The sequence below is a fragment of the Acinetobacter sp. 16 genome, assembly GCF_033439925.1.
GTDB classification, from domain to species: Bacteria; Pseudomonadota; Gammaproteobacteria; order Pseudomonadales; family Moraxellaceae; genus Acinetobacter; species Acinetobacter junii.
Genome location: NZ_CP137746.1, coordinates 73,039 through 89,473 on the forward strand (window position 1 = coordinate 73,039; position 16,435 = coordinate 89,473).

The 16,435-nt window shown below is 41.7% G+C and carries 14 protein-coding genes; 12 read left to right on the forward strand and 2 right to left on the reverse strand.

Going from position 1 to position 16,435, the window contains the following annotated elements; translation table 11 throughout:
• Nucleotides 1-17: 17 nt before the first annotated feature.
• Nucleotides 18-1,568, forward strand: a complete 1,551-nt coding sequence (gene murJ / locus R2H34_RS00380) for a murein biosynthesis integral membrane protein MurJ (RefSeq protein ID WP_171293815.1) — start codon at nt 18-20, stop codon at nt 1,566-1,568.
• A 33-nt stretch (nt 1,569-1,601) separates the two neighbouring features.
• On the opposite strand, the gene R2H34_RS00385 is transcribed toward murJ, so the two are convergent.
• Both R2H34_RS00385 and R2H34_RS00390 read right to left on the reverse strand, forming a co-directional pair.
• Nucleotides 1,602-2,285 carry an FKBP-type peptidyl-prolyl cis-trans isomerase gene (locus tag R2H34_RS00385; protein ID WP_318342366.1) on the reverse strand — a complete coding sequence of 228 codons (684 nt, stop codon included), beginning with the start codon at nt 2,283-2,285 and terminating at the stop codon, nt 1,602-1,604.
• A gap of 44 nt (nt 2,286-2,329) precedes the next feature.
• Nucleotides 2,330-3,037, reverse strand: coding sequence for an FKBP-type peptidyl-prolyl cis-trans isomerase (locus tag R2H34_RS00390; protein ID WP_151707821.1), 708 nt, complete (start codon nt 3,035-3,037; stop codon nt 2,330-2,332).
• A 332-nt stretch (nt 3,038-3,369) separates the two neighbouring features.
• Here R2H34_RS00390 and wecB point away from each other — a divergent pair, with 332 nt between their 5' ends.
• The 11 genes from wecB (at nt 3,370) to R2H34_RS00445 (ending at nt 16,406) form a co-directional block, all read left to right on the forward strand.
• Nucleotides 3,370-4,497, forward strand: coding sequence for a non-hydrolyzing UDP-N-acetylglucosamine 2-epimerase (wecB, locus tag R2H34_RS00395; RefSeq protein WP_125318364.1), 1,128 nt, complete (start codon nt 3,370-3,372; stop codon nt 4,495-4,497).
• A 40-nt stretch (nt 4,498-4,537) separates the two neighbouring features.
• Nucleotides 4,538-5,776, forward strand: coding sequence for a UDP-N-acetyl-D-mannosamine dehydrogenase (gene wecC, locus R2H34_RS00400; protein WP_087539510.1), 1,239 nt, complete (start codon nt 4,538-4,540; stop codon nt 5,774-5,776).
• A gap of 9 nt (nt 5,777-5,785) precedes the next feature.
• Nucleotides 5,786-6,337 (forward strand): acyltransferase, encoded by a 552-nt coding sequence (locus tag R2H34_RS00405; RefSeq protein ID WP_318342367.1) that lies wholly within the window; start codon nt 5,786-5,788, stop codon nt 6,335-6,337.
• A gap of 2 nt (nt 6,338-6,339) precedes the next feature.
• The gene (locus tag R2H34_RS00410) at nt 6,340-7,539 is read left to right on the forward strand and encodes a hypothetical protein (protein ID WP_318342368.1); all 1,200 of its coding nucleotides are present in this window, start codon (nt 6,340-6,342) and stop codon (nt 7,537-7,539) included.
• Between the two features lie 9 nt (nt 7,540-7,548).
• The gene (locus R2H34_RS00415; protein WP_087539506.1) at nt 7,549-8,643 is read left to right on the forward strand and encodes a glycosyltransferase family 4 protein; all 1,095 of its coding nucleotides are present in this window, start codon (nt 7,549-7,551) and stop codon (nt 8,641-8,643) included.
• A gap of 180 nt (nt 8,644-8,823) precedes the next feature.
• Entirely contained in the window at nt 8,824-10,962 is a 2,139-nt protein-coding gene (locus R2H34_RS00420) for a bi-domain-containing oxidoreductase (RefSeq protein ID WP_087539505.1), read from the forward strand.
• Nucleotides 10,959-12,731: a heparinase II/III family protein gene (locus R2H34_RS00425; protein WP_005403838.1), complete on the forward strand. Its 1,773-nt coding sequence runs from the start codon at nt 10,959-10,961 to the stop codon at nt 12,729-12,731. The genes R2H34_RS00420 and R2H34_RS00425 overlap by 4 nt, the downstream gene beginning before the upstream one ends.
• Nucleotides 12,728-13,948, forward strand: a complete 1,221-nt coding sequence (locus R2H34_RS00430) for a glycosyltransferase family 4 protein (RefSeq protein WP_318342369.1) — start codon at nt 12,728-12,730, stop codon at nt 13,946-13,948. The genes R2H34_RS00425 and R2H34_RS00430 overlap by 4 nt, the downstream gene beginning before the upstream one ends.
• A complete protein-coding gene (locus R2H34_RS00435) occupies nt 13,941-14,552 on the forward strand; it encodes a sugar transferase (RefSeq protein WP_004966949.1) in 612 nt (203 codons plus the stop codon). The genes R2H34_RS00430 and R2H34_RS00435 overlap by 8 nt, the downstream gene beginning before the upstream one ends.
• Nucleotides 14,545-15,204, forward strand: a complete 660-nt coding sequence (locus R2H34_RS00440) for an acetyltransferase (RefSeq protein WP_087539503.1) — start codon at nt 14,545-14,547, stop codon at nt 15,202-15,204. Before R2H34_RS00435 ends, R2H34_RS00440 begins: the two co-directional genes overlap by 8 nt.
• Nucleotides 15,205-15,233: 29 nt before the next feature.
• On the forward strand, nt 15,234-16,406 hold the full coding sequence (locus R2H34_RS00445; RefSeq protein WP_318342370.1) for a DegT/DnrJ/EryC1/StrS aminotransferase family protein: 1,173 nt from the start codon (nt 15,234-15,236) through the stop codon (nt 16,404-16,406).
• The last annotated feature ends 29 nt before the right edge of the window (nt 16,407-16,435 follow it).

Genomic DNA, 16,435 nt, shown 5'->3' on the forward strand with positions numbered 1-16,435 from the left:
TTAAAGATAAGCCGTAGGTGAATGCGATGGCATTGTGGCGATCGACTATTATTGTCAGTGCAATGACGATGTTATCTCGAGTTTTGGGATTAGTGCGTGATATCGTGCTATTAAATGTATTTGGTGCGGGTAAAGATTTCGATACTTTCGTTGTTGCCTTTCGTATTCCAAACTTTTTTCGACGCTTATTTGCGGAAGGGGCTTTTTCTCAAGCTTTCATTCCTGTTTTAACCGAATATAAAACTAGTAAAACACATGCAGAAGTGCAGATTCTGATTAGCCGAGTGTTTGGTTGTTTGCTGACGGCTATGTCATTACTAACTTTTGTGGCGATGGTTGCCGCACCAGCGATTATTTATTTGTATGCACCAGGATTTCATAACGATCCAGAGAAATTTGATTTAGCGGTGGATATGTTCCGCCTCACGATTCCTTATTTAATGTTCATGTCGTTGACGGCTTTTGCGAGTAGTATCTTAAATAGCTATGGCTCATTTGCATCGCCAGCATTTTCACCTGTGCTTTTGAACATTGCGATGATTGCAGGAGCATGGTGGTTAACACCTTTTATGGCAGAACCCATTATGGCATTGGGTTGGGCTGTCGTGGTTGCAGGTGTTTTACAGTTAGCGATACAAATCCCTGAGCTTTGGAAAAAGAACTTACTTATTCCACCTAAAGTTGATTTTAAGCATGAGGGTGTTGATCGTATCTTAAAACTAATGTTGCCTGCATTATTCGGTGTTTCAGTGACACAAATTAATTTACTGTTAAATACGATTTGGGCATCGTTCATGCAAGATGGTTCAGTGTCGTGGTTATACAGTGCTGAACGAATGACTGAACTGCCATTAGGTCTCATTGGCGTTGCGATCGGGACAGTTATTTTGCCTTCACTATCTGCGCGTCACGCTGAGCAAGATCAAGCTAAATTTAAAAGCATGATTGATTGGGCTGCTAAGATCATTATGTTGGTCGGTATTCCTGCAAGTATTGCATTATTCATGTTATCGACACCGATTATTCAAGCTTTATTCCAACGTGGCGAATTTACTTTAGAAGATACACATATGACGGCACTTGCATTGCAATGTATGAGTGCGGGTGTAATTTCATTTATGTTGATTAAAGTGTTTGCACCGGGTTTTTATGCACAGCAGGATACCAAAACACCAGTTCGTGTTGGTCTCATGGCAGTTGCTGCAAATGCGATTTTAAACGTTGTATTTATTGGATTCTTTAAATTAATTGATTGGCATGCTGAGCATATGGCTTTAGCACTCGCTTCGTCGGGCTCTGCTTTAGTCAATGCTGGAATGCTGTATTTTTATTTACACAAACGAAATATCTATCGTTTTGGGGCGCATTGGAAAAAGCTAGGTTTCCAATTTTTAGTGGCCAACATAACCATGATTGCTGCTCTTGCATATGCTTTAACATGGTACCAAGGTGATATCGCTCAGTGGTTGCGAATCGCAGAAGTTGTTGGCTTGTGTGTATTGGGTGTCGCTGCTTATGTTATTGGTTTACTAATCACGGGTTTTCGCCCAAGACATTTGAAACATTAAAAAGATAAACCCTCCAACAAGGAGGGTTTATTACTATTTCACTTCGAGTAATTCAATATCAAAAATAAGTGTGCTGTTCGGTCCAATTGCATCTCCAGCACCCACGTCACCATATGCTAAGTTAGATGGCACAAAGAAACGACTTTTGCCACCTTCTTTCATCGTTTGGACACCTTCAGTCCAGCCAGAAATGACTTGATTCAGTTTAAATTCAACAGGGTGGTTACGAGCAATCGAACTATCAAACACAGTTCCATCAATTAATCGACCTTCGTAATTAACTTTTACTGTCGATGTTAATTTTGGCGATTTACCAGCACCTTGTTGAAGAATTTGATACTGTAAACCTAATTTTGTTGTGATGATATCTGGTTTTTTAGCATTCTCTGCTAGAAAGTTTTTTCCTTCTTGAGCATTTTTTTCTGCCTGCTCTTGGAATTCAACTAATTGTTTGGCTTCAAGTCGCTTTTTATATTGGTTGAGAACAGTCGCCATTTGCTCATCACTGAGTGTTGCTGGTTTTCCCTTAATTGCATCTTCAAGCCCTAGCACAAAGGTTTCGATGTTTAAGTCTTTGAGTGTTTCTGTATTTCCTTTCCCCATTAAATAACCGTAGCTATAACCCAATTGATCTTTTTGTGGACTTTTTAGGGTGATAGGAGCTGCTTGAACCGTTCCAATCATCAATGTTATGAGAGTAAGTGTAAGTTTTTTCATTCTTTCTTCCAAAATAAAGGAGAGCACAAGCTCTCCCTATATCATTATTTTACAGCGATTAATTCGACATCAAAAATCAAAGTACTATTTGGCGGGATAGAGCCTGGCACGCCTTGTTCACCGTAGCCTAAGTTAGCAGGGATATAAAGCGTTGCCTTACTGCCTTCTTTCATGAGTTGTAGACCTTCAGTCCAGCCAGGAATGACTTGATTTAATGGAAACTCAATTGGTTCACCACGATCGTATGAGCTGTCAAATACTTTACCGTCAGTTAATTGACCTTTGTAATGTACTTTAACGACAGAAGTTGCAACAGGTTGTTTGCCAGTTCCTTCTTTGGTGATTTTGTATTGCAAGCCAGATGCTGTTGTTTGAACACCTTCTTTTTTAGCATTTTCAGCTAAGAAACTTGAGTTGCTTGCCTCAACTTTTTTGGTTTCGTCTTGTTGCTTTTGTTGCATCTCTTTTTGGAATTCTACATATGCTGCTTGTAATTCTTCCTCAGAGTATGCTGCAGGTTTTTGAGCATGTGCATCACGAAAACCTGTAATAAATGCATTCGTTTCAAGCTCTGGTGGAGTTTGTTTTGCAACTTCATAACCGAGAGCATAGCTGATCTTAGCAACAGGTGCTGCATTTTTATCAGCTTTCGTGCCAAACTCAGTGGTTGGATTTTGTGTCGCATAATAAACAGGTACTAGGGCCGCACCGCCTAACACAACTGCAGCAATCAGAGGTAAAGCTTTACTCATGAGATGTCCAAATCATTTTTTGCATAAAATTGATGCCATTGATCTTAGCATGGTTGAGTTAAAGCATAGAATCATTGATCTTAAAATCGAGTGAATTTTTGCTACGTTTCTTATGTATTTGTGAACATACTCTTTATATATGTGATATCTGAAGAATCAAAATAAAAGCGTGATTTTTTTAGTGCTTCTTTGCAGTACAGTTTGAGAATGGATTTAGTGCTAAATCAAAGTCTGATATTATATCAAACTCTAATATTCAAACTATCTACAGATTGAATTTTCTTAGATAGTTCTCTCGCTTGTCACTTAGGGCTGAAAACAGGATATATGTCGTGAAAAAAGTCTTATTGGTTTTCGGTACACGTCCAGAAGCAATCAAAATGGCACCACTTGCATTGCATCTTCAGCAGCAGAATGACTTTGAATGTAAAGTCTGTGTGACAGGTCAGCACCGAGAAATGCTGGACCAAGTCTTAGCACTATTTCAACTGAATCCCGATTATGACTTAAATCTGATGAGGCAAGGTCAGACATTGTCGGACGTGACAGCGGGTGTTTTAAAAGGGCTTGAGCAGGTCTTTTTAGAGTGGCAACCAGATCTGGTTTTAGTCCATGGTGATACAGCGACGACATTTGCAGCATCTTTGGCTGCATACTACCATAAAATTAAAGTAGGTCATGTTGAAGCGGGTCTACGTACAGGTGATCTCTATTCACCTTGGCCAGAAGAAGCTAATCGACAGTTAACAGGCGTTTTAGCCAATTATCATTTTGCGCCGACACAATCGTCCTATCAAAATTTAATCAAAGAAAATGTGCAACCTGAATGCATTGTCATTACGGGTAATACCGTGATTGATGCCTTACTCCAAGTCAAAGAGAAAGTTGAACATGATCAAGCCCTGATTGAAGAATTTCAACATACTTTTACCTTTCTGGATTCAACAAAAAAATTACTTTTAGTGACCGGGCATCGTCGGGAGAATTTTGGCCAAGGTTTTCTCAATATTTGTTCAGCATTGGCTGAACTTGCAGAGAAATATCCAGATTTACAAATTGTGTATCCTGTACATTTAAATCCGAATGTACAACAACCTGTACAACAGTTATTGTCCAATATTCCAAATATCTTTTTAATTGCACCGCAAGACTATCTACCTTTTGTGTATTTGATGAATCGTTGCGATCTCATTATGACTGACTCTGGGGGCATTCAAGAAGAAGCACCTTCCTTAGGCAAACCAGTATTGGTAATGAGAGACACAACAGAGCGACCAGAAGCAGTTGAAGCAGGCACAGTGAAATTAGTTGGGACAGATAAAGCACAAATTGTGCAAAATGTCTCTGCATTGTTGGATGACCCAGCTATATATCATGGTATGGCTGGAGCACATAATCCCTATGGGGATGGTACAGCTTGTCAGAAAATTATTGATTTTCTTCGACAGCACGCATTGTAATTTAAAATTTTTAAGTGATTTAAATCATTAAGTTGGGTATATGAAGCATTCTTTTAAACATCTTTGTGTTGTGGGCTTGGGTTATATTGGATTACCCACTGCGGCGACGTTTGCTGCACATGGTTTAAAAGTGACAGGGGTCGATGTTAATCAGCATGCTGTAGATATTATTAACCAAGGTAAAGTGCATATTGTAGAGCCAGATTTGGCTGCTTTAGTCCGTGATGTGGTTGCACAGGGACAACTTTCGGCGCAAACGGAGCCTTGTGCAGCTGATGCCTATATTGTTGCGGTGCCGACACCCTTTAAAGATGATCATGCGCCTGATTTAGCGTATATTGAATCTGCAGCAAAGGCTCTAGCACCTTATTTAAATGCAGGCAATTTGGTGATTTTAGAATCTACCTCACCTGTAGGTGCGACCGAAGAAATGGAAGCATGGCTCAGTGCTGCTCGACCAGATTTAACGTTTCCTCAACAGGCTGGAGAGGCTGCTGATGTTTTGATTGCCCATTGTCCCGAGCGCGTCTTACCAGGTAAAGTATTACAAGAGTTGATCAGTAATGATCGTATTATTGGGGGGATGACGCCTCGATGCTCAAAAGCTGCGATTGAATTGTATCGAACCTTTGTCAAAGGGGAGTGCATTGAAACCAATGCACGGACTGCGGAAATGTGTAAGCTGACAGAGAATTCATTTCGTGATATTAATATTGCTTTTGCCAATGAACTTTCAATCATTTGCGATAAGTTAGACATCCATGTGGCTGAATTAATTCAATTGGCCAATCGCCATCCACGCGTCAATATTTTGCAGCCTGGTCCGGGTGTTGGTGGACACTGTATTGCAGTTGACCCATGGTTTATTGTGTCTAAAACACCAGAGCAAGCTCGTTTAATTCGTACAGCCCGTGAAGTGAATGACAGTAAACCTCACTGGGTGATTGATCAGGTCAAGATTAAAATTGCCGATTATTTACAACAACATCCGAGTAAAACCATTCAAGATATTAAGCTGGCTTGTTATGGTCTTGCGTTTAAAGCGGATATAGATGACTTGCGTGAAAGCCCTGCCTTGGATATTAGTTTACATTTGTTCAAACACAGTGGTTGTCAGGTGGTTGCTGTAGAGCCGAATTTGAATGTGAATCAGTATCAAGACATTCCTTTGGTGGATTTAATCGAGGCTGAGCAGGCGGACATTCGTGTATTATTGGTCAAACACCGTGAATTTAAGTCGATTGACTTTGGTGCAAAAGCTTTCGATTTAGTCATTTGAGTTGAATAGATGATACGAATCCTTGCGCGTGGTTTAGCCTATCTGCACAACTTTTGTTTTAGGGCATGTAACCGAGTCTTGATGTATGGTTATTTGCAAAAATTTCGTAGTGCAGGTGAGCATGTCCTATTTAGTCCCTTAGGCTCGGTATTGAGTTATTCCACCATTACTTTGGGGCATCATGTTTTTATTGCCAATCGCGCTTGGTTCTCTGGCGAAATTGAGATTGGTTCTTATGTGATGTTTGGTCCGAATGTCACCATATTGGGCGGTGATCATGAATTTAAGGACACCACTCAACCGATGTTTTTTGTCAAAGACAATCAACAGCGTCAAGCGAAAATAAAAATTGGAAATGATGTCTGGGTGGGTGCCAATGTCACCATTTTAAAAGGTGTCGAGATTGGGCAAGGCGCAATCATTGCCGCAGGGAGTGTGGTAAATAAATCGGTTGAGCCGTTTAGTATTGTGGGGGGCGTTCCTGCAAAAAAGATTGCTGAACGATTCACCCAAGCAGAAAAACAAGCGTATATTTCCCATTCACACCATTGGTCTAAGTAGCCATGAACCCTCATGTGATTATGGTGGTCGGTGTAGGGTCTGCACGATTCTTACAATTACTCTTTAGTCTGTATTTGGCATGGTATTTTGGACATGCGGCACTCGCCAGTTTTGTATTAATGCTGAGCCTGAGTGCTGTATTTGGCGCATTTCCCTCTTTAGGAGGGGGACCTCAAATTTTACGGGCAGGCGCTTATTCACAGCCCGAGCAACATATACAAATGACGCTCGCAACCAGCATATTACTCCTCGTATTGAGTTTGTTTCTGTTACCTTTTGCGACCATGTTGTGGGGAGGAGATACGCAAAGTCTGCGCTCAAATGGTCTACTCACTGCTGCAGCTGTATTTTTTACGACAGGCAGTGTGTGTTTTGCCATGATTCAATCCTTATGGTCTTATCAACAAAAATATAAGGCATTAGGGTTATTTGCTTTATTGAGCTACATTTTGGCATTCATCATTGCTTGGATGGCCAGTGTATTTTTGGGTAAAACCGCTGCGAGTGAGATCATTACGATTTATGCACTGGTGTTTATGTTGTTGAATGCACTGGTATTCTATCACGTTGGCTTTCGGCCTTATACTTTAGGGACTGGTTTGTCGCAACTGCTGGATAAAACGGTTCTAAAGCAATGTCTAGAACAATCAATTAAAGCGGCTCTATTTGGTTTTATCACGCTTTTTGGTCTTTACGCGTTGATGAAAGCGGTGAATGTTGACTATTCCGCATATGATGCCGCAGTATTTTCTTTAAGTTTCCAGTTCTTTCAAATCGGTATTTTTATTCCGAGTGTGCTCGGTGCGGTATTTGTGCCGAAATTGGTCAAACAACAACAGGCGGCGGGTCAACAGAAAACCATTTATCTGTGGATCTCGATGTTTTGGGTATTCTGCTCGGCTATAGCATTGGTTCCTGTATTCTATCTATATCATTTTGCCTTAGAGGCATCTACGATACTCACCTTTGTATTGTTACAGTGTGCGGTGCCCTTATCTGCGTTACAGGCGATGTACATTCAACAACATGTGGCTATGGGGAAATTTAGTCGTTTAGCATTAAATGCGTTATGCTGGGCGACAATCGCTTTAAGTTTGCAAGCGATATTGCCAACACAGATTTACTTTTCTGCATTGGCCATTCTCTTGGCTTATGCAGGTAGTGTATTGCTATTTTTTTGCCGTCAACCTCAGCGAGTGTGAAATTTAATCATGGCGATGCAGACCCCACCCATTAGTTATGTAGCCAATGCCAGCAGTCCGCATGTCAGACATTGGGTGGAATATCTCGATGAATTAGGTTCTCCTTATCACATCTATAGCATTCATAAGAATAGCTTTTTCCCACCAGAACAGGTGACGACCAAGTTTAATGGTTTACTTCGCTTTGGTGCTTTAGGCAGTATTGTGGCCTATATCCTGTTGGGATTATGGTTGCGACTGTTTGTGCCGAAAGCTTTGCAATTACATGCGCATAATACTTCAGGTTATGGTTTGAGTGCATATTTAAGTGGTCGAAAATATCTGCTGACCACCTATGGGAGTGAGATTTTTTCTGCACCGCAAAAAAGCATAATCTATCGATTTTTGATTCGACGGACCTTACATGCTGCAGAAAAAATCACTGCATCTTCACAATATATGCAAGACACTTTGACGCAACACTTTTCAGTACCAGCATCACGTGTAATGACCTTTAGTCTCGGAGTTTCTTCGGTATTTCGTGTATCCACTGAAAAACGTTCAATTGTTCGCCAACAGTTAGGCATCTCTGAACAGGACACGGTGTGGATTTATAACCGCCGAATTACGCCGCTGTATCGTACACTGGATGTGGTGGAGGCTTTTCAACAGTTTGCACGAGGTCGTCAGGGCTATCGACTGCTGCTCTTGGCAGGAGATTTTGATGCGCAATATTTGGCTAAAGTGAAATCACATATTCAAGGTGATAATAATATCCAGTTAATTGATGGTTTTATTGATCAGGCGCAATTGTCAGGTTATTTGTGTGCAGCGGATGTTGCCTTGTCTTTACCCAAGAGCGATCAGTTATCTTCATCAATTTTAGAAGCCCTGTCTTGTGGGTGTTTACTCATTTTGGCGAAACTGTCTGCTTATCAAAGCATTACAGATCACTTTCCCTGTGTGGTGATTGATGATGTCTATGTAACCTCCATTCAACAGGCTTTTCAAGACAGTGTATTATCCCTGCAGTCGGATATTTCTCATCTGCAACAACAGCAACTGAAACAGGTGGCATGGGGGCGTCAGCAGGTGATGTTATGGATCAAAAAATTGTATGCGTGAATACGAATAGGGCGATGAGTTGAATTTTGCTTTAAATACAAAAAATCAGTTGCTGCTGATACATGCAATTATTCTCGGCTGGGGTAAAATAAAACTCACGTGTGCTAAGTGGTTTTATTGGTGTTTGAGGCTGCATGGCTTGCACTTCAAGTGGGATTTTCTTTTTCTAAGGTGATGTGAATGCGTCAAATTCTTCAAGACATGGCGAATGGTGGAACAACGGTGACGGAAGCACCTGCACCCCAATGCACATCAGGACATGTGCTGATTGCGACGACTACATCGTTGATTTCCGCAGGCACCGAACGAATGTTGGTGGGATTTGGGAAAGCGTCTTTAATTGATAAAGCACGTCAGCAACCTGAAAAAGTCAAAATGGTTCTTGAAAAAGTGCAGACCGATGGTTTATTGACAACCTATGACGCAGTGAAATCAAAATTGGCACAACCTTTGGCTTTAGGTTATTGCAATGTTGGCGTGATTCATGAAATTGGGCATGGTGTCGACGGGCTGAAAGTGGGTGATCGTGTCGTATCGAATGGTCCTCATGCCGATGTGGTGAAAGTGCCAAAAAATCTCTGCGCGAAAATTCCAGATCAAGTCTCCGATGAAGCGGCCGCTTTTGCAGTTGTTGCCAGTATCGGCCTACAAGGAATTCGCCTTGCTGAACCGACCTTGGGGGAGTGCTTTGTCGTCACTGGTGCAGGACTGATTGGTTTATTAACCATTCAAATGCTCCGTGCAAATGGTTGTCGTGTACTGGCGATTGATTTTGACCAAAGCAAGCTGGAATTGGCGAAGCAATTTGGTGCCGAAGTGTGCAACCCTGGGCGTGGAGAAGACCCTGTTGCAACAGGGTTGGCATTTAGTCGTGGTTTAGGGATTGATGGCGTGATTATTACTGCCTCGACTAAAGTTAGTGACCCAGTAACTCAGGCCGCACGGATGAGTCGAAAACGCGGACGCATTATTTTAGTGGGTGTGACAGGTTTAGAGTTGAACCGTGCTGACTTTTATGAAAAAGAACTGAGTTTCCAAGTTTCATGTTCTTATGGGCCTGGTCGCTACGATGCCGAATATGAAGATAAAGGGCATGATTATCCACTTGGATTTGTACGTTGGACAGAACAACGCAACTTTGTCGCTGTTTTGGATATGTTGGCTGCAGGTACCTTAAATGTTGATCCTTTAATTACCCACCGATTTGATTTTGAAGATGCGCCACAGGCTTACAATGTGCTGACCGAAGATCAGGCAGGGTTGGGTATTTTACTCAAATATCCTTCAGCAATTGCCTCACGTCTTGGACAAAATGTGGTGTTGAAACCGATACAGGTTGAACCAGAGAATGCTGTAGTTGGTTTTATTGGAGCTGGTAATTATGCCTCACGTATTTTGATTCCCGCATTTAAGAAAGCTTCCGCACAACTTCATACCATTGTGACTGCTGGCGGAATTAATGGCGTCATTCATGGTAGTAAAACAGGATTTGCCGAAGCATCGACAGATCTGAACGCCATGTTACAACATCCAGAAATCAATACGATTGCGATTGTGACACGGCATAATAGTCATGCATCGATGGTGGAGAAAGTGCTTGCTGCAGGTAAACACGTTTTTGTAGAAAAACCGTTGGCGTTACATGTCGATGAAATTGATCGCATTGAACAATTGTATCAACAGCAAAGTACAACCGATCGTTATAGCCGTGTTATGGTAGGTTTTAATCGTCGTTTTGCACCGCAAGTGCAAAAAATGAAGGCCTTGCTTGACACAGTAAAAGAGCCAAAAAGTTTTATTATGACTATGAATGCAGGGGCGATTCCTGCAGACCATTGGACACAAGATTTACAAATAGGTGGTGGTCGCATTATTGGTGAAGCGTGCCATTTTATTGACTTGATGCGTTTTCTTGCAGGTTCGAAAATTGTATCGATTCAGGCTCGTCGTATGGGTGAAACCGATGCTGTGCAGGTTCTAGAAGACAAAGCCTCAATGACGTTTGGTTTTGAAGATGGATCATTTGGTACGATTTTTTATTTGGCGAATGGTGCATCCAGTTTTCCAAAAGAACGCATAGAAGTCTTTACAGCAGGGCGTGTTTTACAGCTCGATAACTTTAGAAAACTGAAAGGTTTTGGCTGGCCTGGATTCAATAAAATGAATCTGTGGCGTCAAGATAAAGGTCAAGAGGCATGTGCGGCAGCATTTGTGGAAAGTATTCGACAAGGGCAACCGACACCCATCCCTGCTGATGAAATCTTTGAAGTCGCACGTGTGACTTTACAAGTTGCTGAAATATTACGAGCACAAACATGAGTCAACTCCAACTCAAGGCAAAGACGGCATGGGCATTAGGCTTTATGAGTCTATTTCGTGTATTGAAATATCGCTTGAGTGTAAGAATTGGGTTGAATTCTGTGCAAAAATTGACAGCACAGTTGCCTCGAGGCAATTTTTTTTCTTCGCCACGACCAAATGAAGAATCGGGTGCCACAGTAACGGATATACCTAATTGGTTTTATAATCGGTTTAGCCATCGTCAATTTAAAGATACACATTTACCTTGGTATCAAATTCCCGACTTTGATGAACAGATCGGTGACATTAAAGGAATTTGGGAAATTTCTCGCATGCAATGGGTGCTTGACTTTGTCGTGCGAGAGCGCAAACAGCAAGATGGTCTGGCCTTACTTGAGCTGGATTGTTGGCTGAATGATTGGTGTTGCAATAATCCAGCTTATTTTGGGCCGAACTGGAAATGTGGTCAGGAAGCATCGATTCGTGTTATGCACCTGATAGCTGCCTATCTTGGTTTACCAAATCGGGCTGATCCACAAATTCAATTACTGGACTTAATACACGTTCACTTGCAACGAATTTCCCCCACCATAGATTATGCGATAGCCCAAAACAATAATCATGGTACCTCTGAAGCCACCGCACTGTATATAGGTGGAGTTTTTCTCAATCATTTTCGACCATCATCACAAGCCAAGCAATGGCAAGATACAGGGCGTTATTGGTTAGAAAATCGGGCCAAATGCTTGATTATGGCAGATGGTGGTTTTAGTCAATATTCAGTCAATTATCATCGTGTAATGCTTGATTCTTATTGTCTAGCCGAGATTGTTCGTCGACAGTTTGACGATAAGACCTTTTCCATACGATTACAACAGCAATTACAACGTGCAACAGATTGGCTTCATGTGTTAACACAAGTACATGGGAATGCTCCCAATTTAGGTGCGAATGATGGTGCACGGTTGTTGGTAGTATCGGCAACCGATTATGCGGATTTTCGACCAAGTGTACAGCTAGCTAGCACGCTATTTGTGGGACACAGTTACTATCAAACTGCGGGCACCTATGATCAGGTATTGGTATTTTTTGCCTTAGAAAAAATGCAAAATCAGGCCTTTGAATTGCCGAGTAAGCAACAGTTTTTTCAGGACAGTGGCTTAATGACCGCTACAATCGGACCCTTTTTTTTGGCATTTAAACTACCGATCTTTCACTTTAGACCGAGTCAATGCGATAGTTTGCATCTGGATGTATGGTGGCACGGAGAAAACCTGTTACGTGATGGGGGAACCTATAGCTATAACTCTACCCTAGAAGATTTGGACTATTTTTCAGGAACAGCCAGTCACAATACCGTACAGTTTGATGATCATCTGCAAATGCCACGTTTGAGTCGTTTTTTATTTGGTGATTGGCTGAAACCCAAAAATCTTCACTATGCAAAAGATCATTGGCGTTGTGGCTATCAAGACGCTTGGGGTGGACAACATGAACGTGAGATTATTTTAACTCGTCATTCTATTAGGGTTATTGATCGTGTCTCTGACTTTAAGCGTCAAGCCATCTTACGTTGGAGACTACAGCCTGATCATTGGGTACTCACGCCAGACGGAGTAAGCAATGGTCAAATCATGTTGCAGCTTGAACGACCTCAGAATGCGCAAATGCATTTAATACAAGGCGAAGAATCTCGTAACTATTATCAAAAAAATCCATTACCTGTGCTCGAGATCACTGTGACACAGCCCACTACCATTGTGACCATTATCAAAGATTTGACATGAAAATTCTCTATTTCCATCAGCATTTTTCAACGCCAAAGGGATCGACTGGTATTCGTTCATATGCCATGGCACAAGCTCTATTACGTCAAGGACATCAGGTCACTATGGTGTGTGGTTCTTTTGGTGCAGGGCAAACTGGATTAAGCCAGCCTTTTGAAAAGGGTGTGCGTCGTGGCATAGTTGATGGCATCGATATTATTGAATTTGAATTGCCTTATTCTAATGCTTTGTCCTTTCTTAAACGCGTACTTATATTCTTAAGTTTCGCATTTAAGTCGATTCGCGTGGCACTCACCGAACCTTACGATGTGGTTTTTGCCACAACCACACCGCTCACAGCAGGTATTCCTGGTATTTTTGCAAAATGGCTACGTCGTAAAACCTTTGTATTTGAGGTGCGTGATTTATGGCCAGAATTACCTAAAGCTATGGGAGTGATTAAGAATCCCATCATTTTGATGATGATGTCTATGCTCGAATGGTTGTCTTACCATTCAGCCGATCGTTTAATTGGACTGTCACCAGGGATTGTGGATGGCATTATTGGTCGTGGTATTCAGCCTGAGCGTGTGGCCTCAATTCCCAATGGATGTGATTTGGATATTTTCGATCAGCCGATTGAGGTATGGCGACCAGAAGGAGTCAATCGCGGTGATTTGATGGCGATTTTTACAGGTACACATGGTCTAGCCAATGGTTTAGAAGCAGTGATTGCTGTGGCAAGTGAATTAAAACAACGTGGACGGGATGATATTAAATTGGTGTTGGTCGGTGACGGTATGCAGAAACCAGCCTTACAACAACAGGCGCATCGCTTAGAATTGAATAATATTATTTTTCATGATCCTGTAAATAAGCAACAACTGGCGGCATTAATGGCAGGCGCCGATATTGGTATGCAAATTTTAGCCAATGTTCCAGCCTTTTATTATGGAACATCGCCCAATAAATTCTTCGACTATATTGCAGCTGCATTACCTGTATTGAATAATTATCCAGGATGGTTGGCGGAATTGATTGAAAAAGAGCATTGCGGTTTTGCTGTGCCTCCCGATCAGCCGAAGGCCTTTGCGAATGCGCTAGAGAAAGCTGCGTCAGATCGTGATCAACTGAAGCGTATGGGACAAAATGGACAAAATGTTGCTAAGACGCAGTTTAATCGCGTGGCTTTGTCACAGCAGTTTGTACAATGGGTGACTGGAGCAAAACATGATTAAACGCTTATTAGACATCGTGATTGCTTTATTAGCGCTTATCTTACTTTCACCTATTTTAATTATGGTTGCATTACTGGTTCGTAAGAATCTAGGCTCACCTGTTTTATTTCAGCAAGAACGTCCTGGTTTACATGGTCTACCCTTTAAAATGATTAAATTCCGAACCATGAAAGATGCTTATAATGCCCAAGGTGAGGCATTACCCGATAGTGAACGTCTAACCGCTTTTGGAAAACTACTGCGCTCCACCAGTTTGGATGAATTGCCTGAGCTTTGGAATGTGTTGAAAGGGGAAATGAGCATAGTAGGACCTCGACCGTTATTGATGGAATATTTACCATTGTATAATGCTGAACAGGCCAGACGACATGAGGTTCGACCAGGCATTACGGGTTATGCACAAGTGAATGGCCGTAATGCTATTAGCTGGGAACAGAAGTTTAAGCTTGATACATGGTATGTTGACCATCAATCGCTGTGGTTAGATATTAAAATTATGCTGAAAACGGTTAAAAAAGTTCTCATTCGTGATGGTATTCATGCTGAAGGAGAAGCGACCATGTCGAAATTTATGGGTTCGGAGTCAGGTAAGCATCATGACTAAACCTATTTATGCAATTTATGGCGCATCGGGGTGTGGGCGAAGTTTAATGCCTGTTGCGAGACAGCAATTACAGCGTGATGGATTAACCGCAGAACTCTATTTTATTGATGATCGTTTTGATCAGCCAACAGTATGGAATGGTCATCCTGCTGTAAATTATGCATCATTTCAGCAGTTGCAAGCGAGCTCTAAACATGTGGTTATTGCAATCGCGAACAGCCGAATTCGAGAAAAAATTGCTCTACAATTGCAGCAAGATGAGATCAAAATGTGGTCTATTTGTGCAGACAATGTGGTACTCATGGATGAAGTTGACCTAGGTGAAGGTTCAGCATTAAGTCCATTTGTTACAGTGACATCTAACATTTGTATTGGTAAGTGTTTCCATGCCAATTTATACAGCTATGTAGAGCATGACTGTTTGATTGGGGATTATGTGACTTTTGCACCAGGCGTCAAATGCAATGGTAATATCCATATTCATGACCATGCTTACATTGGTGCTGGAGCTGTGATTAAGCAGGGAACGCCTAATCAACCCCTCGTTATTGGTCAAGGTGCTGTGGTAGGTATGGGGGCTGTAGTGACTAAAAGTGTCCCAGCAGGGGTGACCGTTGTTGGTAATCCTGCACGAATTATGCAGAAGAAATAGTTGATAAACGAATTATTTGGAAGAACAAAATGTTAAATACCGCATTTGAACCTTGGCCAAGTTTTACGCCCGAAGAGGCAAACGCGGTACAGCAGGTTTTATTGTCGAATCGAGTTAATTATTGGACAGGACAAGAATGTCGTGAATTTGAAAAAGAATTTGCACATTATGTCGGCACACCGTTTGCGGTTGCACTGGCCAATGGAACTGTGGCATTAGATGTGGCGTTAAAGGCTTTAGGCATTGGCGCGGGCGATGATGTGATTGTCACTTCTCGTACCTTTTTGGCATCTGCTAGTTCGATTGTCACAGCAGGTGCAAATCCTATTTTTGCTGATGTAGAGCTGGATTCTCAAAACATTTCACGCCGTACCATTGAAGCGGTTTTGACAGATAATACCAAAGCGATTATCTGTGTGCATTTGGCAGGTTGGATGTGTGACATGGATCCCATCATGCAATTGGCTGAAGAAAAAGGCATTTATGTCATTGAAGATTGTGCGCAAGCACATGGCGCGATGTATAAAGGTCGAGCAGCAGGTTCGATCGGACATATTGGTGCATGGTCATTTTGCCAAGATAAAATCATGACTACAGGTGGTGAAGGTGGCATGGTTACTACCCATGATGAGCAACTTTGGAAAAAGATGTGGTCTTACAAAGATCATGGTAAGAATTACGACAGCATCTACCATAAACAGCATCCACCAGGATTCCGTTGGTTGCATGATTCATTTGGAACCAATTGGCGAATGATGGAAATGCAAGCAGTCATCGGTCGTATTCAATTACGCCGTATGTCTGAATGGACGCAAAAGCGTTATGAAAATGCTCAACAACTTTTTGATGTATTTAAGAAGTCTCCTTACTTTACAGTCCATGAACCTTCGGTAGATTATCAACACGCTTATTATAAATGTTACGTTCAGGTGAATACTGATGCATTACCTGAAGGCTGGTCGCGTGACCGTATTATGCATGAATTAAATTCTTTAAATGTGCCATGTTTTAGTGGTTCATGTTCAGAAGTGTATTTGGAACATGCCTTTGATGATACCCCTTGGCGTCCGCAGCAGCGTTTAGTCAATGCACAGAAACTAGGTGAAACCAGTTTAATGTTTCTTGTACATCCCACGCTGAGTGATGAAAATATGAATACAATGTTAGAAGCAATTCAAAAAGTACAGCAAATGATTGAATAGGGGATGTCCCAAAAATGTGATAAATGATG